The following is a 23,361-nucleotide window of genomic DNA, read 5'->3' as shown; positions in this document are numbered from 1 at the left end:
GCCACACGTACTGTGCATGCAGAAATGCATGCACAGTACGCGCCGAAAAGGTCAGCCGCGGTCGGCCAGCAGCCATCCCGCGCGCGGCACGACCGGGTCGAGCCCGAGGACGCGCAGCGTCCGCCACACCGTGGCCACCGAAGCGGTCACCACCGGGATGTCGAAGGCGTTCTGGATCTGCTCCACCACGGGCAGCGAGGGCATCTGCACACACGCGCTGAGCACCAGGGCGTCCACACCCTTGGTGTCGACCTTGGCGGCGATGTCGACGAGCTGCGCCGGGTCCAGCCGGCCGACCGCCAGGTTGTCCGGGACCTCCAGGCTGATCGAGTCGTGCACCTCCACGCCCTCGGCCTCGATGTAGTCGCAGACGGTCCGGGTGAGCGGCTTCATGTAGGGCGCGATCACCGAGATCTTCTTCGCCCCGAGGTGCTCGAGGCCCTCCACCAGCGCGCCGGCCGAGGTGACGACCGGGGTGCCCTCCGCGATCTCGGCCAGGCGCTGCTGGCTGTCGCGGTGGTATCCCTTGGCCCGCGCCATGATGGCGACGAGACAGGCGTAGGCCATCACGTCGACCTCGGCGTCCGCGAGTTCGCGGGCGCAGCGCAGCGACTGGTCGTCCATCTCGCGCAGCTGATCCGGCGTCACCTGCTGCATCCGCATACGGGACGAGTGGAAGGTGAACCGCTCGGGGCGTATCTCCTCGCGGGCCCGGAGCATCGCGGGGATCTCGGTCTCCATCGTGGTGTTGGAACTCGGCACGATGAGGCCGACCCGGGTCGAGGTCATGAGCTTTCTCCTTCGGCGCGCAGCAGGCGCAGGTTGGACGTGTGCAGTTCGAGATCCGGGCGTGCGCCCAGGCGGCGCCAGCGCACCGACAGGGGCAGTTCCGCCCGGTTGTCGGCATTGGTGCCGAGTTCGATGCCGAGCCCTCTGGTCGCCACCAGCAGGGCATCGAACCGGTGGTCGGGATCGCTGTCCAGCACCAGGCCGAGCGCGGCGTCGATGAGATGGAACTCCAGTATCTGGCGGGCGAGTTCGGAGTCTCGGTCGCGCACCGCCTCCAGGAAGAGACGGTCGACACTGGTGAAGTGTTCGGGGGCGTGCGGGCGCGAGAAATACAGCCGCTGGTGCCGGTAGATCTTGAGGGTGAGCGATTCGGTGAGTTCGGCCAGTGCCTTCGGATAGCGGCGCAGCGCGGTCTGGTGGAAGCGGTGGTGCGCCTCCTGGAAGTCGCGGATGCGGTGGCGGGCCGTCTCCATCGCCTCCAGGTCCTGCGTCATCTGCGCCAGGTCGCCCTCGGTGAGCTGGTCGATGATGCCGGAGATCGTGGCCGGTTCCACCAGCAGCCGCAGCACGTAGTGCTGCTCCACATCGGCCGGGCTGGTCGGCGCGACCTCCATGCCGCGGTTGGCCTCGGCCACCACCAGGCCGTCCGCCTCCAGGCGGTGCAGCGCCTCGCGCAGCGGGGTGCGCGAGGTCTCCAGCTCGGCGGCGAGCGCGCCCTGCGACATGCGGAAGCCGGGCGTGTACTGCCCTTCGATGATCCGCTCCCGCAGGGTCCGGTAGATCTCCTCGACCGTCGTTCCCGGCCTGGTCACCGCTGCCATCAGGCGCCGCCCTCCTCCGTCGTCGGCTCCTCGGCGCCGAGCTGGATGGCGAACAGCTTGCTGAAGTTCGCCGGGTCCTGGGCGGCGATGATCTCCAACTGCATCGCGTCGAGCAGGATGTGGTAACCCCGCTTGGGAACGTAGAGCTCCAGCCGCTCGCCCTGCCGCGTCCACACCTTGCGTACCTGTACCCCGGTGAACTCGTTGCCGATGCCGAAGCTCTCGCCGGCCCGGACGACGCCCTCACCCAGTGGTGGTTCGGTGCTCATGTTCCTCCCTCGTTTCTGCGTCAATGATCTCAGGAGGAACGCCGTACGCGGCGGACTTCACACCGTTCAGCACCGGCAGGGCGGTGCGGCGGGCGGCCACCTGGGAGAGGTCCAGGTCGACGACCTGCCAGGCCGCCGCCTGCTCCCCGAGGTCCGCGAGCACCTCGCCCCAGGGACCCACCGCCAGGGCGTGCCCGTAGGTGGGGAAGGCGTCGTCGGTGTCGTCGCCCTGGCCCTGGATCGTCGCCGAGGCCACCACGTACGCGGCGTTCTCGATGGCCCGGGCGCGTAGCAGCACCTCCCAGTGGGCCTCGCCGGTCCGCTGCGTGAAGGCCGCCGGGACCAGCAGTACTTCCGCACCCGACAGCGCCAGCGCCCGGTACAGCTCCGGGAAGCGCACGTCGTAGCAGATCGTCAGGCCCACGGTGGTGCCACCGACGCGCAGCAGCGACGGGTGGTCACCCGCGGTCTCCACGCCGGAGGCCTCGAAGGACTGGCCGCCGACGCGGGCGTCGAACAAGTGGATCTTGTCGTAGCCGCCGGCGATCTCGCCGTGCGCGTCGATCACCAGAGCGGTGTTGCGGATGTCGGTCGGGCCGCGCCGCTTGAAGCCGCCCAGCACGACCACGGTGCCTGCCTCCTTGGCGGCCTGCCGCAGGCTGGTGATCTCCGGCGAGTCCACCGTCAGGGCGGCCTCGCGCATCTCGCTGTTGGTGCCCAGCATCAGCCCGTTCTCCGGCAGCAGCACCAGCTGGGCCCCGGCGGCGGCGCACTCGCGCACCATCCGCACGGCTGTGGCCGTGTTGGCGGCCCGGTCCCGGGTGGCGTGCCACTGGGTGAGGCCGACGCGCAGCGTCCGGTCAGTCACGGCCGCCTGCCTTCGCGGGCTCCTCCACCGACTCCTTCTCGGGGAGGAGCATGTCCACGACCGTCCAGCCGCCGCCGGAGGCCTCCATGGGCTCGTAGGCGAGCACCTCGCCGCGCACGCCGGGGCCGGTGAGGCCCAGCATGATCAGCCAGTTGGGGAACTCGTACTGCCCGTGGTCGAGCAGGGCGTACGGCTCCAGGTTGCCGAGATCGCAGCCGCGGCCGGCCTGCAGCATCTCCAGGATGTAGGTGTCGAACTCGATGTCCACACCACCGAACTTGCCCGGGTCGAGCCAGTGCGACAGACCTCCGGTGGCCAGCATCGCCACCTTCAGGCCGCGCTCGGCGACCACGTCGCGCAGCACCTGGCCGAAGGCGCGGGCACCGAACGGCGAGAAGGATTTGGCCGGCTGCGTGATGATCGGGATCACCGGCAGGTCCGGGCGGGGCAGCAGCTGCCGCAGCGGGACGATCAGACCGTGGTCGAGGTCGATCTGCTCCGACTCCTCGACCTCCATCTCCTCGGCGCGCACCGCGTTGGCCAGCGCGCGGGCGTAGTCGGGCGCGCCGGTCAGGGTGAGGTCGAGGTCGGGACGCTTGAAGAACTCCATCGACCCGGTGTGTTCCTTGCCGGTGCCGATCACGAAGGCGCCGGTCCGGAAGGACTGGAAGTGGCAGTCGGCGGTCACGATCAGCACGTCGGGGTCGGCGGCGGCGATCCGCTCGGCGAGGCGCTGATAGCCCTCGGTCAGCCGGTCCACGGCGTCGGCGGGATCCACCTCGGGCCGGGCCAGCAGGTCCGGCACGTGCGAACAGCCGCCCGCGAAGACCAGGTTGTGCGGCACGTCCGGGTCGGGCAGCGGCGTCGAGGTCTCGACGTGGAAGCGGCCGACGCTCGTCGAGTCGCCCAGGTCGTCGGCGAACCAGCGGCTGACCAGGATGGTGATGCCGTCCACGACGCCGGCCGAGCGCAGCCGGTCGCGTTCGCCGCCGGCGATCACGTTGGCCCATTCGGCGTCCAGACCGAGCTCGGCGGCGCCCACGCCGACCGGGTCGGCGCGGAACCGGCCGAGCAGGGCCGTGTCCTTGCCGAGCGCGAGGATCGCGCGCTCCAGTGTGCGGGTGTCCACTTACGCTCCCTCGCCGGTCAGGACGCCGTCGCGGACGACCGCCGTGCCGTCGATCTCGACGGTGCAGCCGCGCATCGGGATGTCGAGGTGCGCCGGCGTCTCGCGGTTCGCGAAGCGGTTCGGGCCGGTGGACCACATGAAGTTGCCGGCCGTGGAGCGCAGCTCCTGCCCGTACAGCGAGCGCGGCTCGTAGACCTCGAAGGCCGACCAGCGGGCGATCGGGTGGACGCCCCAGCCCATGTGGGAGACCGCGAAGACCTCCGGGTCCTGCCAGGCGTCGAAGTAGTCCTGCAGGACGAACGCGTCGTTGCCCTTGCCCTCGACGCCGGTGATGAAGCCCTTCTCGACGGTGAGGGTGACGGTGTCGCGCACCGCGCGCTGCCAGGGGATCAGCACGTCGCCGGGCTGGAGCACGATGGTGCCCTCGGCCGTGCGGTCGCGCGGGAAGCAGGCGACGAAGCCGCTCGGCCAGTGGTCCCAGCGGCCGGGCTCGTCGACGTAGCCCCACTGGTGGGTGATCGGGAGGTCCTCGCCGGAGATGTCGGCGGTCAGGTCGGTGCCCGCGGCGCTGGTGACGCGCAGCGTGCTGCCCGCCTTGAGCAGCCGGCCGCCGGCCTCGACCGTCTTGCGGAGGTCCTCGTCGCCCATCAGGCGCTCCAGCACGTCGGCGGGCTCCGCGACGAACAGCATCCGCTTGCCGTTGCCGGTGATCCGGGTGCGCACGTCGGAGTGGATGAGGCCACCGACGGTCACGTCGATCACCAGGTCGCACTCGGCGGCCGCGGCCAGCAGCGCGGCGACCTCGCGGCCGTCGGCCTCGTACGGCGGCAGCATCGGGTTGGACAGGCTGGAGGCGGTGAGCACCAGGGCGCCGGCACCGATGTCCCGGGCGGCGGCCACGGCGGCCTCGGAGTACTCGGTCTTCTGGCCGAGTTCGGAGATGACGGCGACGGTCTCGTTCGCCTGCAGCTTGCACAGCCGGAACTGGTCGACGAAGAGTTCGCGCAGGGTCTTGGGCATGGTGGTGCCTTCCTTGTGACGTTCAGAGAGTGGAGCGGATGGCGCCGCCGTCGACGGCGAAGGCCTGACCGGTGACGAACGCTGCGGCTGGGGAGACCAGGTAGGCGGCGGCCTGGGCGATCTCCTCCGGCTCGGCCCAGCGGCCGAGCGGAATGGCGGAGACGACCTTGGCGATCTCCTCTTCCCGGGTCGTGCCGTTGGCCGCCGACTTGGCGTTCACGATGTTCTCCATGCGGTCGGTGCCGGTGGCACCGGGCATCAGCTGGTTGACGCGCACGCCCTGGTCGGCGAGTTCCAGCGACATCTGCTTGGCCAGGGCCGACAGCAGCGAGCGCATGGCCGCCGACAGTCCGCCGCCGAACGCGGGCTGCTTCACCCAGGTGGAGGTGATGAAGAGGATCGAGCCGCCGCCGTTGGCCGCCATCGCGCGGCTCGCCGCGGTGGCCAGCTGCACGGCCGGCCGCACGAGCTGGCCGTAGGCGGTGTCCCAGTCGGCCCGCTCCATCTCCAGCACCGGCATGATCCTGGGTCCGGGCGTGTTGACGACCAGGATGTCCAGCGCGCCGTGCGCGGCGATCACCTCGGGGATCAGCCGGTCGACGGCCGCCGGGTCCATCAGGTCGGTGGGGTACGGGGTCTGGCCCTCCGCCGCGACCGGCGTACGGGCGCTGACGGCCACGACCGCGTCCTCGGCGACGAGTTGCCGCGCGATCGCCTGACCGATGCCCTTGCTGGCGGCGGTGACCAGGGCCACCTTGCCCTTGAGTCCGAGATCCATGACGTCGTCCGTTCAGTCGTGCAGGGTGATGGCGCGTTCGGGGCAGCTGTCGGCCGCGCGGCAGGCGGCGTCCTTGTCGGTCACCGTGCCGTCGCCGATGACGCCGGCGTAGCCCCACTCGTCGAGCTGGAGGAGCGTGGGCGCCTCGTCCGCGCAGGTGCCGTAGCCGTTGCATTTGGTGGAGTCAACGGTTGCCTTCATGACGCTCTCCTTCGGTGTCGCTGACGGTGCTGTCGTTCTGGTCGGTGCTGTCGTTCTGGTCGAGGTGCTGCGGGAACTCCGCCAGGACGGTGCGTGCCCAGGTGGCCGCGCCGTCGAGGAAGGCGCAGGCGCCGCGGCCGCGCAGGGTCTGTCCCCAGCGGGCGAGGTTGTCCCGGTCGGTGGCCGAGGCCGTGCCCGCGTCGAGCGAGGCGAAGGCGTCCCGGATGGACGCGGTGCCCTTGACGCACACCCCGCACTGCTGCGCTGACTCGGCGGCGTACCAGGCCGAGATCCCGGCCGCGACGGCGATCGGATCCTCGTGGGATCCGAGTGCGGTGATCGCCGCGCAGCCGAGTCCCGATCCTGCGCCCCGCACGTCCTCGTACGTGCAGCAGGTCTCCGCGTGCACCGGTCCGAGCAGGCCGCCGAACCAGCCGCCCATCAGGAACCCGGCCGGAGCCGAGGTGAACCCGCCCGCCAGCTCGAAGAGTTGGGCGACGGTCAGGCCGTAGGGGACCTCGTAGACGCCGGGGCGGGCGCAGGCGCCGCTGAGGGTCACCAGGGTGGTGCCCGGCGACTCGGTGCTGCCATGGGCGCGGTAGCCCGCGGCACCGTGCCGGGAGATCCAGGCGGCGTGGGCCAGGGTCTCGACGTTCGACACGAGCGTGGGCAGGCCGTCGACGCCCTTCTCGCCGACCCGGGGCGGCCGGGCCGTCGGCAGGGCCGGGCCACCGCTGATGGACCGGCACACGGCCGTCTCGTCGCCGGCCACATAGGTCGGCTCCACGACGTGCACGTCCAGGCGCACCCCGGTCACGGGACCGAGCTCGGCGATCGCGGCGCGCACGGCGGTCTCGGTCTCGACGTGGGAGAGGTAGACGACCGCGCGGTCGGCGCCCACGGTGCGCGCGGCGAGCAGCAGCCCGTCCAGCACCAGGTGCGGCCGGTGCGTCAGCAGCCAGCGGTCCTTGTGCGAACTCGGCTCGCCCTCCTCGCCGTTGGCCACGACCACCCGGGGCCCGGCCGCTTCGGCGACCCCGCGCCACTTGATGTGCGCGGGGAACCCGGCGCCGCCGCGGCCGCGCAGTCCGGCCGCTTCCAGCTCGGCGATCACGTCGGCGCACGTCGCCGGGCCGTACGTGCCGCGTTCCTGCTCGGCGGCGAGGTCGAGCGGGCGGTCGGTGACCAGGCGGGGCTCGATGCCGGGCGCATGACGCGCGGTCATCGGGAGGTCCGTACCGGATGTGTGCCCGATGGTCCGTGCTGTCGCGGTCGGGGTCATCCGGCCGTCACCTCCTCCAGAACCTCGTCCACGCCCACCACGTCGCCGTACTTGGCGTCGATGTCGAAAAGGTTGGCCTCGTGCGGCCCTTGGGCCCGGTCACCCACGCACTCTCGGGGCACCCGCACCGTGAAGTTCGCCGCGCAGGCGTCGATGACGGTGGCCCGGACGCAGCCGGAGGTGGTGGCGCCGCAGACGATCAGGGTGTCCACGCCGGCGGCCGCCAGCCGCTGGGCGAGGTCGGTGCCGTTGAACGCCGAGGCCGCCTTCTTCACGATCACCGGCTCCGTGGCCAGTGGCGCCAGCCGCTTGTCCACCTCCACCCACGGCGAACCCGCCGTGAGCGCGCGCAGCGCCGGCATCTTGCGCAGCCAGACGAGTTCGTCCAGCTCATGGGGCCCGTAGGAGATCGTGGTGAAGAAGACCGGCAGCCCGGCAGCGCGGGCCCGGTCCAGCAGCTCGGCCGTGCGCTCCACCACCGCGTCCAGGTCGGAGCCGGGCGGGCAGGCGGGGTCGGTGAAGCCGTTGATGAGGTCGACGACCACCACGCCGGACTTCCGGCCGGCCGTCAGCCGCTCGCCCACTCCCCGGCCTCGGTACTGCTCCCGCACCGAGGCCATCCACTCACTCATCGAACGTCGGCTTCGGCCAGGTGCCGGGTTCGGCACGCATCACGTCGACGTAGTGGCGGTAGAGGTTGCGCTGCACGCCCTCCTCGTAGCGGGTCCAGTAGGCGATGCCCGGGCCGGGCCAGTCCTCCACCGGCTTGGCGATGCCTACGCCCGGCATCCCCATCTGGTAGTTGAGCTTGAAGTCCAGGAGGTCGGCGGCGACGGAGCGGCCGGTGCGGCTGACCGTGATCCACGGCTCGGTGTCGTCCATCTCGAACGCGCCGCCCATGGAGAACGTGCCGAGCCCGGCCCGGTAGGCCCGGTCCTTCTGCTCGGGCGTCATGTTCTTGTAGACGCAGAACCAGTTCCAGATCTCGACCTGGCCGACTCCGTGCGGCTGCCACATGCGGATGGTCACGACGCCGGTCGGCTCGTGGTTGGCGCCGTCCTCGGTCATCGGCAGCGCCAGCATCGAGAAGTTCGGGAAGACGTTGGCGACCATCACCCGGGACCGCCGCGCGATGTCGAGCTGGTGGTCGCTGATGCGGCTGGTGTCGAAGGTCTCGGCGAGCTCCTCGGGGAACCCGAAGAACTTCGGACCCGGCTCGTCCTCGTTCGGCGCCATCGAGAACGACAGCGAGTGCCCGGGGGCCGCCTGGATGTGATAGCCCATCATGTTCTCGCTGAAGGGCACCGGGAAGGCGCCGATCTCCCACACGGACCGGTGCAGCGTGCCGAGGTGGTAGTCGTCGCCGGCGAAGTTCTCGCTGCCCGACTTCCAGTTGGCGTCGATGACGAAGCGCTGGGGCGGCCCGACGACCTCCATGCCGTGCTCGTTGAGGCCGAACAGGAGGTCCAGGTACCAGGCCATGCCACCCAGGTACTCCTCCAGCGGGGGAGCCGACGGGTCCAGCGTCGCGAAGATCAGGCCGTGGTACGACTGCACCCGCGCTGCCTTCGACAGCCCGTTGCCCTCCTTCGGCATCCCGCCGAAGGCGTTGCGCCACAGGGGCGCACCCACCAGGTCGCCCTTCGTGTTGTACATCCATCCGTGGTACGGACAGCGGAAGTGCGAGGTGTTGCCCGAGTCCGCCCGGCACACCTGCACACCGCGATGCCGGCACGCGTCGAAGAGGACGTTGATCCCGCCCTCTTCATCGCGGATCACGATGAAGTTGTCCTCGCCGATCTTGCGCAGGACGTAGTCGCCCTTGGCCTCGATCTCCGACTCGTGGGCGAGGAACACCCAGCACCGTCCGAAGATCGCGCGCAGTTCACGGTCGTAGATCTCCTGGTTGCCGAACAGCCCTGCGGGGACCTCGCCCTCGGCCAGACCTGTGTCCAGTTCGTCGAGAAGCGCGTCGGCTCTCGTGCTCTTCGTCTGCGTCATCGCCGCGTTCCTCTCAGATCAGAAGAAGATGGAAAGGTTGTGAGTGCCGATCACCGTGAGATCCAGCAGGACCTCACGGCGCAGGAGACGCAGCGCACCGTCCTCCCTGCGCAGCCGGTCCTGCCGCTCGCCCGAGAGAAGCTGCGGCTGGGTCTGCTCCTGCCGCGTGCGGTAGATCAGCAGGTTGCTGCGCACAATCACCAGGTCCGCGTCGTCGGCGTCCTGGGCGACCCTGATCCCGGTCACGAAGTGGCGGATGCGGGAGGGCGGGTCCTCCGCCCAGGCGTACGCCGTCTCGTTCCGCGCCACCCGGCTCTCCAGCGAGCCGTACGTCTCGTCCAGGTGGAACGCCCCGGCGACGAAGCCGGTCCCGCGGGCCCGCTCCACGGTCTGCCGGATCGGCACCTGGTACACCACGTCGCGGCTGACCATCGCCTCCAGCCACTCGCGTTCCCGGTAGGCGTCCAGCAGCTCGGCCTCGGTGTCCATCCACTCGACGACCTCGTTGTAAAGGGCGCTGCCCACCCTCGCCCTGACACTCGTCCCGGCCATGGAAGCCCTCCTTCCGAAGATGAACACACTTTTGCATGCACTTTGGCGCCTGGGCAATACTTCCGGCGAATCACATGCCGCGTACACGCGGGGCGACAGGGAGTAACATCGGTGGCCGGTGTGGCGGGGAGGGGGTCGGGGTGTCGTTTCGCTATTACCTGTACGTCAGCGACGCGAAGGTCGACATGCTGCTGTCGCAGATCGCCCCGGGATGGGCGCGCAAGCGTGTCACCGAGGTCAACTTCGACCTGAAGATGGTCGGCGCCAAACGCACCGTCGAGGCCGCGGGAGCGGATCGCTTCGCCCGGCTGGAACGGGTGATGCAGCATCTGGAGGACCACGGCGACCTGGGCGACGTGGACGGCGTGGACGAGCCCGGGCAGTACGTGCACGGCGTGCTGCCGATGCAGTGGGGCGCCATCGGCGATGGCGGCACCGTGTACTTCGGCGGGCGCGGCGAGCGGACGATCGTCGGGTTGGGCGGCTCGACGGCGCACGTAGTGAGCACTCAGCCCGCCGAGGGCCTGTCACAGCACCGGCTGAGCGGCTCCGTCATGCCGATGATGCTGGACCAACTGGCCGCCCTGGCCGCCGGGGACACCGTCACGACCGATGTCGACGACGCGCTGGCCACGGTCATAAGGGCCAACTCCGCGCTCCGCGGCCCCGCACAGAGGGTCGAGTTCGTGGCGAAGCGGATGCTCTACGGGCCCTGCCCCTACCCCGAGTTGTACCCGGGGCAGGACATGGCGGTGCTGCTCGGCAGTCCCCTCTTCGTGGCGCTGGCCGAATGAAGCCGATGTCGTCACTGATCGACGCGGCGACGGGCGTCATGCTGGAGTTGGCGATGCACCCGCTCACCCTCGACATCGACGCCGACGGTACCCGGCTCCTGGCCATGATGGATGAGTACGCGCTGCTCACGCGCAGCCGGGGACCGTACAGTCCGAACAACCTGCCGCCCGAGGCGCTGGACACGGTGGACTGGGTGATGCTCCGCTGGTCCTTGAAATCGCGGCCGCAGCGGCCCGAGTTCACCATCGAGGGCGGCGGTGCGTGGCCGACTCTGGCGGTGCGGTTCCCCTCCGCGCAGGTGTTCGTACGATACGTGGTGCCGGAGGCCGTGCCACCGGAGCTGTACGTGCCCGACCCCGGCAACGTCACGCTCAGCGGCGACCTCCGCATGGCACTCAAGCAACTGGCGGACTCGCTGCGTGCCGCCGGCCGGCACCTCGGCGGGGAACCGCCCGTCACGCTGTCACTGAGCTATCCCGACGATCCGGACCACGAGAGGCACGTGGCGTCTGTCCACGAGGACTTCCGGGACGCCTTCCCGCCGGTCATCGCCACCGTCGACGTGGACCGCAGCAGGTGCTCCCGCGAGCAGCGGGCCGCGCACGACGAAGCCCTGCGCGAGGTGACGTCCTCGGACCAGTTGGTGGAGCGGCTGGGCGATACGGGATTCACCACCCGCCTCGGCTTCGCCCGCCTGCGCGACGGCGGGACCTGAGCCGAGCCGCCGTCGCGGCGGACTTCGCCCGCGGGACCCGCAGCCGCGGCGATCGACCCACTGTGCGGATACGGCCGACCGGCCGGTGCGGGCGCCCCGGTGCCCCGCCGTGGGCCGCTACCGCCAGCCGCTAGGTGACGTCCCGCAGCGCCAGGGCCAGTTCGTCCGCCGTGCGGATCGTGATGTCGGGGGTGTCGACCAGCGCCTCGTCGATCACGTTCGCCAGCCGCGACGGAATCGACGGCTCGCGGTCCCTGATCCGTGTCACGGGTTCGCGGAGCGTGACTTTGATCGGGTCCTTGTTCGGCGGGAAGTCGCGCGGTGTGGCTCCGGTCAGCATCCAGTACAAGCAGGCCGCGGTCGCCCACACGTCCACCTCGGGACCGGCGTACTTGTAGCCGACCAGCTGCGTCCGCGCCGTGAACGGGATCGTCCCGCCCAGCGCTCCGGTCCTGGTGTGGCCGGACAGACCCGCGCGCTCGAACGCCTTGGCCAGCCCGAAGTCGGCGAGCTTGACCACGGGGTGGCCGTCGGACCCCGTCCCCGCCAGCAGGATGTTGGCCGGCTTCACGTCGCGGTGCACCAGCCCACGCGCCGGGGTCATCGCGTCGTCGGGCTGTCGCGGGGCGGGCAGCACGGCCCGGTGGGCGTGCGCGAGACCCGCCAGGACCTGCCGGACGACGGACAGTGCCCCGGCCACGGGCACCCTCCCGCCGTACCGCTCGGCCAGCCGTTCGAGGTTGCCGCCGGGACAGTACTCGGCGGCGAAGTAGAAGGTGCCGTGGTCGTCGCCGCTGCCACGGAACTCGACGATGTTCGGATGGCGCAGCGCCCGGACGTTCTCGAGCTCGCGCCGGAAGGCGAAACGGGCATGGTCATCGGCCCGCCGGGTGGCCGGCACCTCTTTGACCGCGACCAGCTCGCCCGTCTCCAGCCGGCGTGCCAGGTGGACGACTCCCTGGGAGCCGCGGCCCAGTTCGCGAACGAGTTCGTAGCCGGGGATGTCCGACGGCGTGGAGGAGGCCGGTGCGTCAGGGCCCGCGTGTGGTTCGGGCCGCGGCGGCTGCGTCACGGTGATCCGCAGCCGTACGTCACCGATGCGGATCTCGTCGCCGTCTGCCAGGGGCCGCTCGGTGAGCCGGCCCAGCCGGTCGTCGTTGACGTGCGTGCCGTAGCTGCTGCCCAGGTCCCGCACCAGCAGCCGCGGCGGGTCGACGTCCAGTCGGCAGTGCCGCCGGGACACGCTGCGGTGCCGGTCGGGGATGCGGATGGCGCAGGCGTCGGACCGGCCCACCTCGCAGGTCGTCGGCTCGGCGAAGACGTAGTCCTGGACTCCTGTACTGGTGTGGACCGAGACGGTCACCCGCGTTGTCACCGGTCGCCGGCCCCCTCGGGCGTGAAGTCGTAGTCGTAGTCGAGTTCCCACAGCCGGATGCCCGGCCGGTAGTCGGCCGACACCAGGTTGCGGCCGTCGGTGCCGAACATCAGCAGACAGACGGAGGCGGGATGGCCCTCCAGGGTGTGCGCGCGCTGCCCCGTCCGCACGTCCCACACATGCAGTACGCGGTCGGCGGCCGTGACGACGTGGCGCCCGTCCGGGCTCACGTCGAACACGGAGGCCCTCGCGGGCAGTTCGCAGACGGTCCGGCCGGTCTGCGTCTCCCACACCTGCACCGTGCCGATGCCGCACGTCGCGGCGACACGCCCATCGGCACTCAGGGTGAACCCTTCGGGGTACGCCTCGCGCTCGTACAGCAGCCGGCGGGAGCGTACGTCCCACGCCGACAGCCGCAGGCCGGTGCTGACGAACAGCCGTCCGCCGTCCGGGGCGAACCGCAGCTCCGGATTGCCGAGTTCGAGGGGGAACGTGAGCAGCGGGCGCCCGGTACGCGTGTCCCACAAACGGCCGGTGCGGTCCTGCAGACCGGCTGACGCGGCGTACCGTGCGTCTGGAGTGAGCCGTACGAGGGCGACCGGGCCCTCGTGCGCCACCATCGTGCGCCCGCGGTCGGCCGTGTGCAGGCGCCACAGGCACAGGGCCCCGTCCTCGTCGCCCACCAGCGCGTGCCGGCCGGCCCGGTCCATGGCGATCGCCTTCACCGAGCCGTTGTCACCGTACAACTGGCAGCGTCTGGTGCCGCTTTCGAGATCCCACAGGTGTGCGGTCCCCTCCCAGTCCGCGGTGACGGCGAGGCGACCGTCCTCGGCGACCAGCACGGTGTGGGTGTTGGCCACCCGTTCCGGAAAGGTGTGCAGGTGCTGCCCCGTCTGCAGTTCCCACACCCGGACGCGGCCGAAGGCACCTGGGATCACGGCCAGTTCCCCGTCGGGGGTGAGGGCGAGAGTGGCCTGCTGGCCGAGGGCCTGGCGGCCGCTGAGGTCGTAGCGCTGCCAGATGCTCAGCAGGTCGGTGCGTCTGCCGGCCGCTCGGCCCATCTCCTCCCACAGCCGGCGCAGTCCGGGATGGCGCTCGAAGCCGGGGACGGCGCGTGCCGCCCGTAGTTGCTCGGCGGCCGCCACGGCGTTGCCCTGGTCCGCCAGCGCCTCGGCCCGCTCGACGATGCGCTCGACCTCCGTCTCGCGCTGGGCGAGGGCGGCCGCGGTGCGGGGCCGTGCGTAGTGCCATGCCGCACGAAACCCGCCTGGAGGCAGGTGATGGATCTGGATGCCGCCGTACTGGTCACCGAGGACGGCGACCCGCGCGTCGCCGCTGAGGGCCACACAGGTCAGGGGCAGCGGCGCGGTGAAGCCGGGCATGGGGTCGGGCAGGAGCCGGGTTCCGATCGTGCGCAGGCAGCGGCCGGAGCCGAGGTCCCAGATGCGCAGCGGCTGCTCGTTGCCGTCCTTGGGGATCGAGGCGGCGACCGTGGCGTCGCCGTTCAGCGCCACCCGGACGTGGTTGCCGATCTGGTCGGGCACGGTGGCGCGGATCCGGTCGGTCGCGCACTCCCAGATGCGCGCCGCGTCCGTCTGGAAGCCGGTCAGCAGGGCGTACCGGCCGTCGGGGCTCAGCGCCACCCGGTCGATGCCCGTGTTGTGCATGTCCGCGGACTTGACCAGCCGGTGCAGCGGCCGGGCGCCGGCCACGTCCCAGGCGACCACGCTGCCGTCGTCCGGTGCCGCCGAGACCGCCACTCCCCCGTCCGCGCTGAGGGCCAGGACGGGCACCTTGGCGGGCCGCTGGTGGATCTCGGGCAGCACCCGCCCGGTCGCGGGGTCCAGCTTCTGGTACGACGAGGGCGGGTGCTCCAGCGTCCGCAGCAGCCGGCCGCCCCGCGCGTCCCATACATCCACCCGGCCGGTCGCGTACGCCACGGCGGCGCCGCCGGAACCGTTCAACGCGACCGAGGTCACTTCCGGCCCGTGAGCGCCGAGCGTGCCCAGCAGGGTGCCGCTCGTCAGGTCCCACAGTTCGACGGGTCCGTACCTGTGCCCCGCAAGCCCCGTACGCCCGTCGGGCGAGATCGCGACGGCGACCACCGGGACGGGGGCATTGTCGGTATCCGGCGCTTCGGCGCCCAAGGCTCCACGTGCCTCGGGCGCTTCGGGTGCCTCGCGCGGCAGCTCGTACCGGCAGCGGTGCGCAGCCGGTTCCCACACCCGGACGCGACCGTCCGCCCCTCCGGTCAGCGCCACCTCGCCGTCGGCGCTGAGGGCGACGGCCCGGACCGCACCCCCGTGGCCCTCGAGCCGCTGCGGTTCACGGAAGGGGCCGCGGCGGGCCAACTCCTCCCGTGCGGACCGCGCTTCCGGGCCGTCCGACGCGTCCGCGAGCAGGGCGCGGGCCGCCTCGTCGTCCCCCCGCTCGACCTGCACCAGACCGAGCAGACGATCCGCATCCAGGGCGGGCCCGCCCTGCAGAGCCTTCGCCGTCCGCAGCTCCGAGACGACGTCCTCGTCCGAGAGCGAGGCCTGCCGCCAGCGGTGCAGGGCCTGGTTGTAGACGGTGGGCAGGTGATGCGGGTCGATGTCCCTGGCATCGCGCCACAGGGCCTCCGCCTCCTCCACTCGGTCCAGGTCGAACAGCGACAGCGCCTGGTTGGACAGACCGTCGGCGAGCAGGCCCGCGGCCTGCGGAGCCACACGCGGATACGGCGTCCCGACGACGTCGGCGTAGATCTGCGCCACGGCCGCGGCCACCTCGTCCAGTCGCTGCGGGCGCCGGACCGGGTCTACCTCGAAGCACCGCCACAGCAGGTCGGCCAGCGCCGGCGGCACCGCGGGGGCGCCCGGCGCCGGCTGCCCCCACTTCAGGAAGACGTCGAAGACCTCGGGTGCCGACTGCCCGAACCGGCACGGCGGCCCGCCGACGAACATCTCCAGCACGCACAGCGCCCACGACCAGACATCGGTGGCGCGTGTCAGCGCGACGCGCGCGCCGGACAACGCGTCCGCCTGCTCCGGCGAGCAGTACGCCGGGGTCATGCCGCCGTAGCTGGCCAGCAGACTCCCCTCCGGCGGCGCGACCGAGCTCTCCCCCGCAGCGGCGCGCGCACCGGCCAGCCCGAAGTCGGTGACCTTCGCCGTCCAGTCCGCGTCGACGTCCACCATGATGTTCGCCGGTTTGACGTCCTGGTGAATCAGTCCCTGCCGGTGCGCGTGGTCGATACCCCAGGCGATCTGCACCGCGAGGTCCAGTACCCGGGCGGTGCGGTCGTCGCGGTCCTCGCCGTCGCGGTCCCCGTCAGCGAGGTGCCCGTTGTTACGTTCCCCGTCGTTGCGGACGTACAGCCGCTTGTCCCGGACCAGCTCCGCCAGCGAGCCCCCGCCCACCCACTCGGCGAACACACAGGGCACGTCCTCGACCCGGCGTACGTACAGGCACGCGACGACGTTCGGATGCGGGCCCAGGCCGACCCACGTGCCCGCCTCACGCTCGAACCCGCTGCCACCCGCAGACGTGGCCACCAGTTCGGGGCGCGGCACCTTCACCGCGAGGTCCGTACTCCAGGAACGGTGGCGGACCCGGTACACCAGCCCCATCCCGCCACTCTCGAGGACGTCGAGGACTTCATACAGCCCGAGGACGACGTCCCCGCGTCGCCACTGCACCATCGCCATGTCGCCAACCTTGCGTAGCGCAAAGCGAGTTGGCAACCGCGGCGCGCCGCGCTCGGGCAAGGAGCCACGTCGGCCCGGCCTCCCTCACGTGGGCCTCGTCGGCCGCCGCCGTTCCCGTGGCCACCTGCTTCGTCCGGTGTCCTGCCCGACGGAAACGCGACTAACCCGATTGCCCTGCCATCGGCGTGAAAGCCCGCTGCCGCTGTCCCGTGCGGGTGTCGGATTCCGGGGTGCGTGGTACTTGCTCTGAACGTGAACATCGATGACATCGCGTACTGCGAAATCCATCCGACGCTCGGTGTCGCGCGTGTCGGGAACAGCCCTGACAAATTCTTCGTGGGACCCGAGGCTCCGGGCGTCGCCGTTCACCCGGCAGGCGGATTCAAGGACTCCGAAGGACGCGTCAAACGCCAGGCGGCACGCTTTCGCCTCTACGCGTACGACAAGGACCACAACGTGCTCGGCGAGGTGACCGCGGCGGAGGCGGAGGTCCGGTGGACGGTCGAGCTCGCGAACGCGAAGGCGGACTGGTACAAGTTCAACGGCCGTTTCAACCAGTCCGACCTGCCCGCCAACCGGCGCAACGCGAAGATCGACCCGGCCGACCCGCAGGCACGCGCCGGTCTGGTCATCAGTCCCGGGCCCCGCAGTGTCGGCGGGCCGAGCACGGACGGCTCCGGCCCCCGGTTCGACACCGGGACGTTCCTCGGGACGCCCGTCACACTGGGCGAGCTGCGGACGGACGAGGCGGGACGGCTCCTCGTACTGGGCGGATTCGGCCGCTCGGAGTCCGTGAAGCGGCACAACCCCGTAGTGCACTACGCGAACAACGACTACTGGTTCGACGACACCTCGGACGGACCGGTCACGGCGACCGTGACCGTCGGTGGTGGACGCGCCGTCCCCGTCACGCCCGCGTGGGTGATCGTCGCGCCGCCGGACTTCGCACCTGACGTCACCAACCTGGTGACGCTCTATGACGTCGCCCGTGAGGTCGCCGAAGGGGCCAACTGGCTCCCGGCGGCGCAAGAGGTGTCCTTCAGCCGCGACATCCAACCGCTGCTCGAACGCATCTGCGGCTACCGGTGGGTGAACGGCAACGCCCTGCGGGGACATGGCAAAGGCGCTCGGGGCGACTTCCTCGACGAGGACCGCCTGGCGCGCCTCGCCTCGAACGCCCCCGAGGACGCGTCGTTGCGCAACGACGTGTTCACCCGGCTGCGCACCCCTGAGGCCCAGGACGTGACCCAGGCCAACTACACGTTCATGCCCCAGCTGGCGGGCGATGGCGGCGACCCGATCGAGGGCAATCCGCGCAGGTGGATGACGCTTCTTCCACGGCAGTACGACCGGATGCGCCGCTGGGCCGCGGGGGACTTCACCGCCGACGGAACGAGCGGTCCCGCCCCCGTACAGCTGGCCGACCTGCCCTTGGCCGAGCAGCCGCACGCGCTGGTCCGGGCCGCCCTGGAGGCGTGTGTCGGGGGACCGTTCTTCCCCGGAATCGAGATGACGTTCATCGCCGACGAGCCGACGACGTGGTCGGGCCCTTTCCGGCTGCGCGAGGGGCTGGCGCCCGGAGACGTCACCAAGTACATGGCCCTGCCGTGGCAGGCCGACTTCTACGAGTGCAACACGCACTGGTGGCCGGCCCAGCGCCCCGACGACGTCCTGCCCGAGAAGGAGTACCAGCGTCTGATCCAGTCGGCGGCAACGGCCGCCGGGGAACTGCCGGAGCATGAGGTGCAGCGGCAGCCCTGGGCACGCGGCGTCGGCCTCCAGGTGGTGTACAAGCCGGAGCTGGACCGACTGCCGGGCGAAAGCGACGACGAGTACGACGCGCGGGTCCACCGCCTCTGGCAGAGGGCCCGCGACCACTCCGGCGACAACGACCTGGTCGACAAGTGGAGCACCCTGGGCTTCGTGGTCGCGCGCGCCGGCACGGCGGGCGAGACGGTGCTGGTCGAAACGGAGCGGGCCGAACAGGTAGGGCTCAGCGACCGCGAGTGGTTCTACGTGCTCCAGCACCCGGAGCGCTTCCCCGAACAGGCCAAAGCCGCCAAGACCTACGCACAGGCCGTGCTGGACCGTGCTCGGTCCGAGCAGCTCAACAATGCGATGCTCCCCCTGACGCTGCGCCCGTTCCGGTATTCGCGTGAGGCGCTCGAGTCACGTCTGGAACTCATCTACGCCGACCTCGCGATGGACGCGGAACAACCCGACGACGGCCTGGCGCGGTTCAGCCGGAAGAGCGTCATCGAGCGGCTCCGTCAGCTCGCGCCGTTCAATCTGCTCGACGGTGCCTGGCTGCGGAACGTCACCCAGGCCGGGCCGACCAACGAGGTCCACGCGTTGCTGTTCGCCATCTGGATCGACGAGATGGGCAACGGAAACCCGGCGTTGAACCACGCCAACCTCTACTCGGACCTGTTGCACAGCGTGGGCGTGTACCTGCCGCCGGTCGACTCCTACGCGTTCGCGATGCTGCCCGAGATGCTCGACTCGGCCTACACCGTCGCCGCGTTCGAACTGGCCATCTCCCAGCACTCCCAGGAGTTCCTCCCCGAGCTGCTCGGGATGACGCTGAACCTGGAATGGGAGGTGCTGGCGCTGAAGCCGACGGTGGCGCTGATGGAGTACCACGGCATCGATCCGCAGTTCTTCACGATGCACATCGGCATCGACAACGCGACGGAAGGGCACGGCGCAAAGGCCCGCGACGCGATCGTCCAGTACCTGGAAGAGATCTACAACGAGGGCGGCGACACAGCCGTACAGCAGCAATGGCAACGGATCTGGAACGGCTACGTGGCCTTCGCCACCACCGGAACGCTCGGCAACGACCTGGCGGATCTCCTCTTCAACCCGCCCACCCCGGAGGCGCGCCTGATCGACCTGATCGCCCGCAAGGCGCCGTTCGCCTCCCGCAACCACGGAACGAAGATGCTCGGTGGGACCAGACTGAACGACTGGTTCCTCGACCCCTCCGGCCTGCTCGAGGGACTCCAGGACTCCGGCCTCGTCAAGCCCGGCGATCCGGAAAACAGCCCCTTCTTCGAACTGACCACCTTCACCGGCCCCATGTACAAGGTCTTCACCGACCCCGAACTGGACCTGTGGCGGCAGTGGACACGGTCGCTCGCCGCTCCTCCCGCGCAACCGGAGTTGACCCCGCTGGAGGCGATGACCCGGTTGGTCGACTTCCTCCGTGCGCGCCAGGCGGGCAACCCCGCCCACACCAACACCGTCATCACCGGCCCCGAACCCGCCGATCCCAGCCGTACCCGTACAGGGGCGGTGGCCTGGTGGTTCACCCAGCCGACCGGCGCACTGCTCGCGGCGATCGCCCACCCGGACAACCGGCTCGTGCAGCCCGGCCGCCCCGAGGAAAGCCCCTTCGTCACCGACCTGATCGCTCCCACGAACGCCATGGGCAGGGCCTTCGACGCGGTGGTGCCCGGTACAGCCCGAACCGGCCGTGAGATCACCGTCGAGTGGATCGGCGCCGGCTGCCCACTACCGGACCTCACGCCGCCACAGAGCCGGGTCCTGCTCTCCGCGCTGGTGCCGCCCGACGGCACCATGGCGGGAGCCGGAGGCGTCAGCCTGCCGACGGTCCACGGAATGGGCGCAGTCCACTGATGCTCCCTCGCGCCCGGTCGCAGACCTGCGACGTGCTGATCGCGGGAGGCGGACCGGCGGGAGCGTCGGCCGCCCTCGCCCTTCGGCGCCAGGGCGCCACGGTCATTGTGGCCGACCCCGGTCGCAGTCAGGAGTGGAAGCCCGGCGAGACCCTCTCGGCGAAGGCCGGGCCTCTGCTCGAGGGCCTCGGCGTGCTGGACCGAGTGACCGTCGGGCCGCACACGCCGTGTTTCGGATACGAGTCGGCTTGGGGCGGGAACGGGCTGAGCGGCACCGAGTTCCTCCTCGACCCACTCGGCCCCGGATGGCATCTCGACCGCGTCCGCTTCGACAGCGTGCTGCTCGATGCGGCCCGCGACGCGGGGGCCCGGCAACGACGCGGTTATATCCGCTCGTTGCAGCGTCGTACCGGACACTGGCGGATCACGCTCGGCGGCGAACCCGTCCTCGCCCGCTACGTCATCGACGCCACCGGCGCGAGTGCGGGCGTCGCCAGGCGCGTCGGCGCGCAGGTCCGGCGCGACGACCGGCTGGTCGCACTCGCGACGCGCCTGCCGCTGGGCGCCGCACACCGGGACGTTCCGCGGACCTCGCTCGTCGAGTCCGTTCCACTGGGCTGGTGGTACACGGCACCGCTGCCCGGTGGAACGATCCTGGTCATGGCGGTGACCGATGCCGACGTCGCCGCGAGGTACGCACTGCACCGACCGGAGGTGTGGTGGCGGCAGCTCACGACGACCACACATCTCCGAGCCCGCCTGCGTCTTCGTACGACGCGCCCTTCCTTCGCCCTGCGGATCGCGCGGGCCTCGACCTCCCGTGCCTGCCCCGCGGCCGGGCCCGGATGGGCCGCGGTCGGCGACGCGGCCACGGCCACCGACCCCATCGCCGCACGCGGCATCACCACGGCCCTGGCCACCGGCATCTCGGCGGCCGACGCCGTACGCGCGGACGCGGACGGCACTACCCTGTCACTCCAGCGATACGCCGAACGGGTCGCGGCCGTCCACAGCGAGTACCTTCAGGCGCGAACCGTCTGCTACGGAATCGAACAGCGCTGGGACACCCCGTTTTGGACACGGCGCCGACCGGAACCCGGATCATCTTCCCGCGACCTCGGGGCATGAGATGACCCAGCCCCATGCCGGCCCCGCCCCCGGCCGCATCACCGAGACCGGGCGCCGGCCTCGTGCCGGTCACGGGCTCGGGCCGGCTCCGTGGCCCCGTCAGGGTGCGCGCAAGCGGCCTCCCGACGGGCCCGGCAACGGTCCGTCACCTTACCTGTCCGACGTTGCCGAGGCGCCGGCGTATCTCGACGCCCCACGGCGAAGAGGCGCGGCGACTCACCCCGCTGCGGCGCCGGATCGGAACACCGGACACACGCCTCTCCCTGGTCAACGGCACGGCCGCGGCGCGACGCGGGTACCGGTGGACGGCGGACGGCGTCCGGGAGCGGGGAACGATGGAGGCGCCGGACGCGCGATTCATCGGACGCGCCGCTCCCAGTTCTCGCGTAAATCACCCCAAAACGTGTGTTATACCTTCATGCACACTTATACGCGGCGCGCCTTGCTCGGTGTCTCGGCCGTAGCGGCCGGCTCGGGAGTCCTGGCCGCCTGTTCCGGGTCCGACTCGCCCTCGGCATCCGGTCCCCACATGGGGGCCGGCCACGGCGGCACCGATTTCGTCCCCAAGGGACCGAAGGGGTACGTGAACCCGTCCGGACCCGAGGTCGCCGCCGCCGAGAGGAGACGCGGGTCCGGGCCCGTCCGCCGGTTCAAGCTCACCGCCACCGAGACGTCCCTGGACCTCGGCGGGCGGACCGTCAGGTCATGGGCGTACGGCGACTCGCTGCCCGGCAAGGAGGTCCGGATCACCGCGGGTGACGTCCTCGATCTCAACCTCGCCAACCACCTGTCCGTGACGACGACGCTGCACTCGCACGGTGTGCGCATGCGCTGCGACATGGACGGCGTGCCCAGTCTGACCCAGAACTCCATCGGCCCCGGCGCGGACTTCACCTACCGCTTCACCGTGACGCACCCCGGCACGTATTGGCTGCACTCGCACTCGGGCATGCAGCTCGACCGCGGCCTGTACGCCCCGCTCATCGTGGAGGACCCCAAGGAGCCGATGTCCTACGACAAGGAGTGGGTCGTCGTCCTGGACGACTGGCTGGACGGGGTGGGCGGCTCCACCCCGGACGACGTCCTCGCACAGCTGCGCCACGGCAAGGGTTCGGCAATGGACATGGACATGGGTATGGGCATGGACATGACCAAGGACAAGGACACTGAGCACAGCGGTGCCGGCCACGCCAAGCCCGCGGGGCCCTCCCGGGTGCTGCACGGCTCCCACAGCAGCCTGCTGAACAGCGAGGGCGGCAGCGTCGCCTACCCGTACTACCTGGTCAACGGCCGTCTCCCGCAGGCACCTTCGGTTTTCCGGGCCCGCCCCGGGGACCGTATCCGGCTGCGTATCATCAACGCCGGCGGCGACACGGCCTTCCGGGTGGCGCTGGGCGGCCACGAAATGACGGTGACACACACCGACGGTTACCCGGTGCAGCACAAGAAGACCGACGCGCTGCTGCTGGGCATGGCGGAACGGTACGACGTGCTGATCACCGCCAAGGACGGCGTGTTCCCGCTGGTCGCACTGGCCGAGGGCAAGGAGGCCAGGGCTCTGGCGGTACTGCGCACCGACAAGGGCAAGACCCTGCCCAAGGCGTCGGTCCGTCCCAAGGAGCTCGACGGGCGGCTCGTGCCGGCCAGACGCCTCGAGCCGGACGATGCGGTGGCCCTGAGCGAGCGCGAGCCGGACCGCGAGATCCGCATCAGAATGACCGGCGGCATGAAGAACTTCGACTGGGGCTTCGACCACCAGCCCTATTCCCTCGAGCACCGTCATCCGATCCGCCAGGGCGAACGGGTCCGGCTGACCCTCGTCAACGCCACCGATATGTGGCACCCGATGCACCTGCACGGCCACACCTTCGCCATGACCGGCCTCGACGCGTCCCGGGCCCGTAAGGACACCGCGTACGTGCTGCCGCACCGCAAACTGGTGGTGGATTTCGACGCCGACAATCCGGGCCTGTGGATGCTCCACTGCCACAACCAATACCACTCCGAGTCCGGCATGATGACCGTCCTCGGCTACCGCACCTGACGACATCGCCGGCGCTCCACGGAACAGTGGGCTACCGCATGGGGCAGGGCCGGGGCGTACAGCCCCGGCCCTGCCTCGCCGGATCCAGGGGGCCGTCCCGGTCCAGGTAGGGACTGAGCAGCGCGAGCAGGGCTCGTGGGCGATGCGGCGGGATGATCGGACCGGGCAAGTCGGGACCTCCCCCCGGGTGGTGGACACCCTGACGCCGACCCCGGTGGGGGTCGGGAGAGGGTGACCGATTATGGTGATGAAGGTCTATTCGCCCGA

Annotated in this window: 19 protein-coding genes; 5 read left to right on the top strand and 14 right to left on the bottom strand. The window is 70.8% G+C overall.

The features are described from left to right. Nucleotides 1-51: 51 nt before the first annotated feature. The 12 genes from ACFY16_RS24300 to ACFY16_RS24245 are packed head-to-tail and all read right to left on the bottom strand — an operon-like array spanning nt 52 to nt 9,710. Entirely contained in the window at nt 52-789 is a 738-nt protein-coding gene (locus ACFY16_RS24300) for an Asp/Glu racemase (RefSeq protein ID WP_390649274.1), read from the bottom strand. Next, nucleotides 786-1,610: a GntR family transcriptional regulator gene (locus ACFY16_RS24295; protein WP_390649273.1), complete on the bottom strand. Its 825-nt coding sequence runs from the start codon at nt 1,608-1,610 to the stop codon at nt 786-788. The genes ACFY16_RS24300 and ACFY16_RS24295 overlap by 4 nt, the downstream gene beginning before the upstream one ends. After that, nucleotides 1,610-1,879 carry a hypothetical protein gene (locus ACFY16_RS24290; protein WP_390649272.1) on the bottom strand — a complete coding sequence of 90 codons (270 nt, stop codon included), beginning with the start codon at nt 1,877-1,879 and terminating at the stop codon, nt 1,610-1,612. The genes ACFY16_RS24295 and ACFY16_RS24290 overlap by 1 nt, the downstream gene beginning before the upstream one ends. After that, on the bottom strand, nt 1,854-2,747 hold the full coding sequence (locus tag ACFY16_RS24285; RefSeq protein WP_390649271.1) for a nitrilase-related carbon-nitrogen hydrolase: 894 nt from the start codon (nt 2,745-2,747) through the stop codon (nt 1,854-1,856). Before ACFY16_RS24285 ends, ACFY16_RS24290 begins: the two co-directional genes overlap by 26 nt. Next, the gene (locus ACFY16_RS24280) at nt 2,740-3,876 is read right to left on the bottom strand and encodes a hypothetical protein (RefSeq protein ID WP_390649270.1); all 1,137 of its coding nucleotides are present in this window, start codon (nt 3,874-3,876) and stop codon (nt 2,740-2,742) included. Before ACFY16_RS24280 ends, ACFY16_RS24285 begins: the two co-directional genes overlap by 8 nt. Then, nucleotides 3,877-4,896, bottom strand: a complete 1,020-nt coding sequence (locus ACFY16_RS24275) for a hypothetical protein (RefSeq protein WP_390649269.1) — start codon at nt 4,894-4,896, stop codon at nt 3,877-3,879. Nucleotides 4,897-4,918: 22 nt separating this feature from the next. Then, a complete protein-coding gene (locus ACFY16_RS24270; protein ID WP_390649268.1) occupies nt 4,919-5,674 on the bottom strand; it encodes an SDR family oxidoreductase in 756 nt (251 codons plus the stop codon). Between the two features lie 12 nt (nt 5,675-5,686). Continuing rightward, nucleotides 5,687-5,875 (bottom strand): ferredoxin, encoded by a 189-nt coding sequence (locus tag ACFY16_RS24265; protein WP_390649267.1) that lies wholly within the window; start codon nt 5,873-5,875, stop codon nt 5,687-5,689. Continuing rightward, complete coding sequence (locus ACFY16_RS24260; RefSeq protein ID WP_390649266.1) at nt 5,859-7,100, bottom strand: NADH-ubiquinone oxidoreductase-F iron-sulfur binding region domain-containing protein; 1,242 nt, start codon at nt 7,098-7,100, stop codon at nt 5,859-5,861. Before ACFY16_RS24260 ends, ACFY16_RS24265 begins: the two co-directional genes overlap by 17 nt. Before the next feature lie 53 nt (nt 7,101-7,153). Then, nucleotides 7,154-7,789, bottom strand: a complete 636-nt coding sequence (locus ACFY16_RS24255; RefSeq protein WP_390649265.1) for an isochorismatase family protein — start codon at nt 7,787-7,789, stop codon at nt 7,154-7,156. Next, a complete protein-coding gene (locus ACFY16_RS24250) occupies nt 7,782-9,158 on the bottom strand; it encodes a Rieske 2Fe-2S domain-containing protein (protein ID WP_390649264.1) in 1,377 nt (458 codons plus the stop codon). Before ACFY16_RS24250 ends, ACFY16_RS24255 begins: the two co-directional genes overlap by 8 nt. An 18-nt stretch (nt 9,159-9,176) precedes the next feature. Further along, nucleotides 9,177-9,710 (bottom strand): 3-phenylpropionate/cinnamic acid dioxygenase subunit beta, encoded by a 534-nt coding sequence (locus ACFY16_RS24245; RefSeq protein ID WP_390649263.1) that lies wholly within the window; start codon nt 9,708-9,710, stop codon nt 9,177-9,179. A gap of 140 nt (nt 9,711-9,850) precedes the next feature. On the opposite strand from ACFY16_RS24245, the gene ACFY16_RS24240 reads away from it, so the two are divergent. Together ACFY16_RS24240 and ACFY16_RS24235 are read left to right on the top strand one after the other, a co-directional pair. Further along, the gene (locus ACFY16_RS24240; protein WP_390649262.1) at nt 9,851-10,504 is read left to right on the top strand and encodes a DUF7019 family protein; all 654 of its coding nucleotides are present in this window, start codon (nt 9,851-9,853) and stop codon (nt 10,502-10,504) included. A gap of 5 nt (nt 10,505-10,509) precedes the next feature. Then, entirely contained in the window at nt 10,510-11,220 is a 711-nt protein-coding gene (locus ACFY16_RS24235; RefSeq protein WP_390649261.1) for a hypothetical protein, read from the top strand. A 130-nt stretch (nt 11,221-11,350) separates the two neighbouring features. On the opposite strand, the gene ACFY16_RS24230 is transcribed toward ACFY16_RS24235, so the two are convergent. Both ACFY16_RS24230 and ACFY16_RS24225 read right to left on the bottom strand, forming a co-directional pair. Continuing rightward, nucleotides 11,351-12,595 (bottom strand): protein kinase, encoded by a 1,245-nt coding sequence (locus tag ACFY16_RS24230; RefSeq protein WP_390649260.1) that lies wholly within the window; start codon nt 12,593-12,595, stop codon nt 11,351-11,353. Further along, on the bottom strand, nt 12,592-16,281 hold the full coding sequence (locus ACFY16_RS24225; protein ID WP_390649259.1) for a protein kinase: 3,690 nt from the start codon (nt 16,279-16,281) through the stop codon (nt 12,592-12,594). The genes ACFY16_RS24230 and ACFY16_RS24225 overlap by 4 nt, the downstream gene beginning before the upstream one ends. A gap of 252 nt (nt 16,282-16,533) precedes the next feature. Between ACFY16_RS24225 and ACFY16_RS24220 the strand changes: the two genes are divergently transcribed. The 3 genes from ACFY16_RS24220 (at nt 16,534) to ACFY16_RS24210 (ending at nt 23,094) form a co-directional block, all read left to right on the top strand. After that, the gene (locus ACFY16_RS24220) at nt 16,534-19,923 is read left to right on the top strand and encodes a LodA/GoxA family CTQ-dependent oxidase (RefSeq protein ID WP_390649258.1); all 3,390 of its coding nucleotides are present in this window, start codon (nt 16,534-16,536) and stop codon (nt 19,921-19,923) included. Further along, nucleotides 19,923-21,050, top strand: a complete 1,128-nt coding sequence (locus tag ACFY16_RS24215; protein WP_390649257.1) for an NAD(P)/FAD-dependent oxidoreductase — start codon at nt 19,923-19,925, stop codon at nt 21,048-21,050. Before ACFY16_RS24220 ends, ACFY16_RS24215 begins: the two co-directional genes overlap by 1 nt. Before the next feature lie 418 nt (nt 21,051-21,468). Then, complete coding sequence (locus tag ACFY16_RS24210; RefSeq protein ID WP_390649256.1) at nt 21,469-23,094, top strand: multicopper oxidase family protein; 1,626 nt, start codon at nt 21,469-21,471, stop codon at nt 23,092-23,094. The last annotated feature ends 267 nt before the right edge of the window (nt 23,095-23,361 follow it).

The organism is Streptomyces sp. NPDC001315 (assembly GCF_042896175.1).
Lineage (GTDB): Bacteria > Actinomycetota > Actinomycetes > Streptomycetales > Streptomycetaceae > Streptomyces.
The sequence above is the reverse complement of the archived record's forward strand: the minus strand, read 5'-3'. Positions and strand labels throughout refer to the sequence as shown.

Bases quoted from the DNA above. Each gene is read 5' to 3' on its own strand.
- ACFY16_RS24300 (WP_390649274.1), bottom strand. From the start codon at position 789: ATGACCTCGACCCGGGTCGGCCTCATCGTGCCGAGTTCCAACACCACG.
- ACFY16_RS24295 (WP_390649273.1), bottom strand. From the start codon at position 1,610: ATGGCAGCGGTGACCAGGCCGGGAACGACGGTCGAGGAGATCTACCGG.
- ACFY16_RS24290 (WP_390649272.1), bottom strand. From the start codon at position 1,879: ATGAGCACCGAACCACCACTGGGTGAGGGCGTCGTCCGGGCCGGCGAG.
- ACFY16_RS24275 (WP_390649269.1), bottom strand. From the start codon at position 4,896: ATGCCCAAGACCCTGCGCGAACTCTTCGTCGACCAGTTCCGGCTGTGC.
- ACFY16_RS24270 (WP_390649268.1), bottom strand. From the start codon at position 5,674: ATGGATCTCGGACTCAAGGGCAAGGTGGCCCTGGTCACCGCCGCCAGC.
- ACFY16_RS24265 (WP_390649267.1), bottom strand. From the start codon at position 5,875: ATGAAGGCAACCGTTGACTCCACCAAATGCAACGGCTACGGCACCTGC.
- ACFY16_RS24260 (WP_390649266.1), bottom strand. From the start codon at position 7,100: ATGACCGCGCGTCATGCGCCCGGCATCGAGCCCCGCCTGGTCACCGAC.
- ACFY16_RS24255 (WP_390649265.1), bottom strand. From the start codon at position 7,789: ATGAGTGAGTGGATGGCCTCGGTGCGGGAGCAGTACCGAGGCCGGGGA.
- ACFY16_RS24250 (WP_390649264.1), bottom strand. From the start codon at position 9,158: ATGACGCAGACGAAGAGCACGAGAGCCGACGCGCTTCTCGACGAACTG.
- ACFY16_RS24245 (WP_390649263.1), bottom strand. From the start codon at position 9,710: ATGGCCGGGACGAGTGTCAGGGCGAGGGTGGGCAGCGCCCTTTACAAC.
- ACFY16_RS24235 (WP_390649261.1), top strand. From the start codon at position 10,510: ATGTCGTCACTGATCGACGCGGCGACGGGCGTCATGCTGGAGTTGGCG.
- ACFY16_RS24225 (WP_390649259.1), bottom strand. From the start codon at position 16,281: ATGGCGATGGTGCAGTGGCGACGCGGGGACGTCGTCCTCGGGCTGTAT.
- ACFY16_RS24215 (WP_390649257.1), top strand. From the start codon at position 19,923: ATGCTCCCTCGCGCCCGGTCGCAGACCTGCGACGTGCTGATCGCGGGA.
- ACFY16_RS24210 (WP_390649256.1), top strand. From the start codon at position 21,469: ATGCACACTTATACGCGGCGCGCCTTGCTCGGTGTCTCGGCCGTAGCG.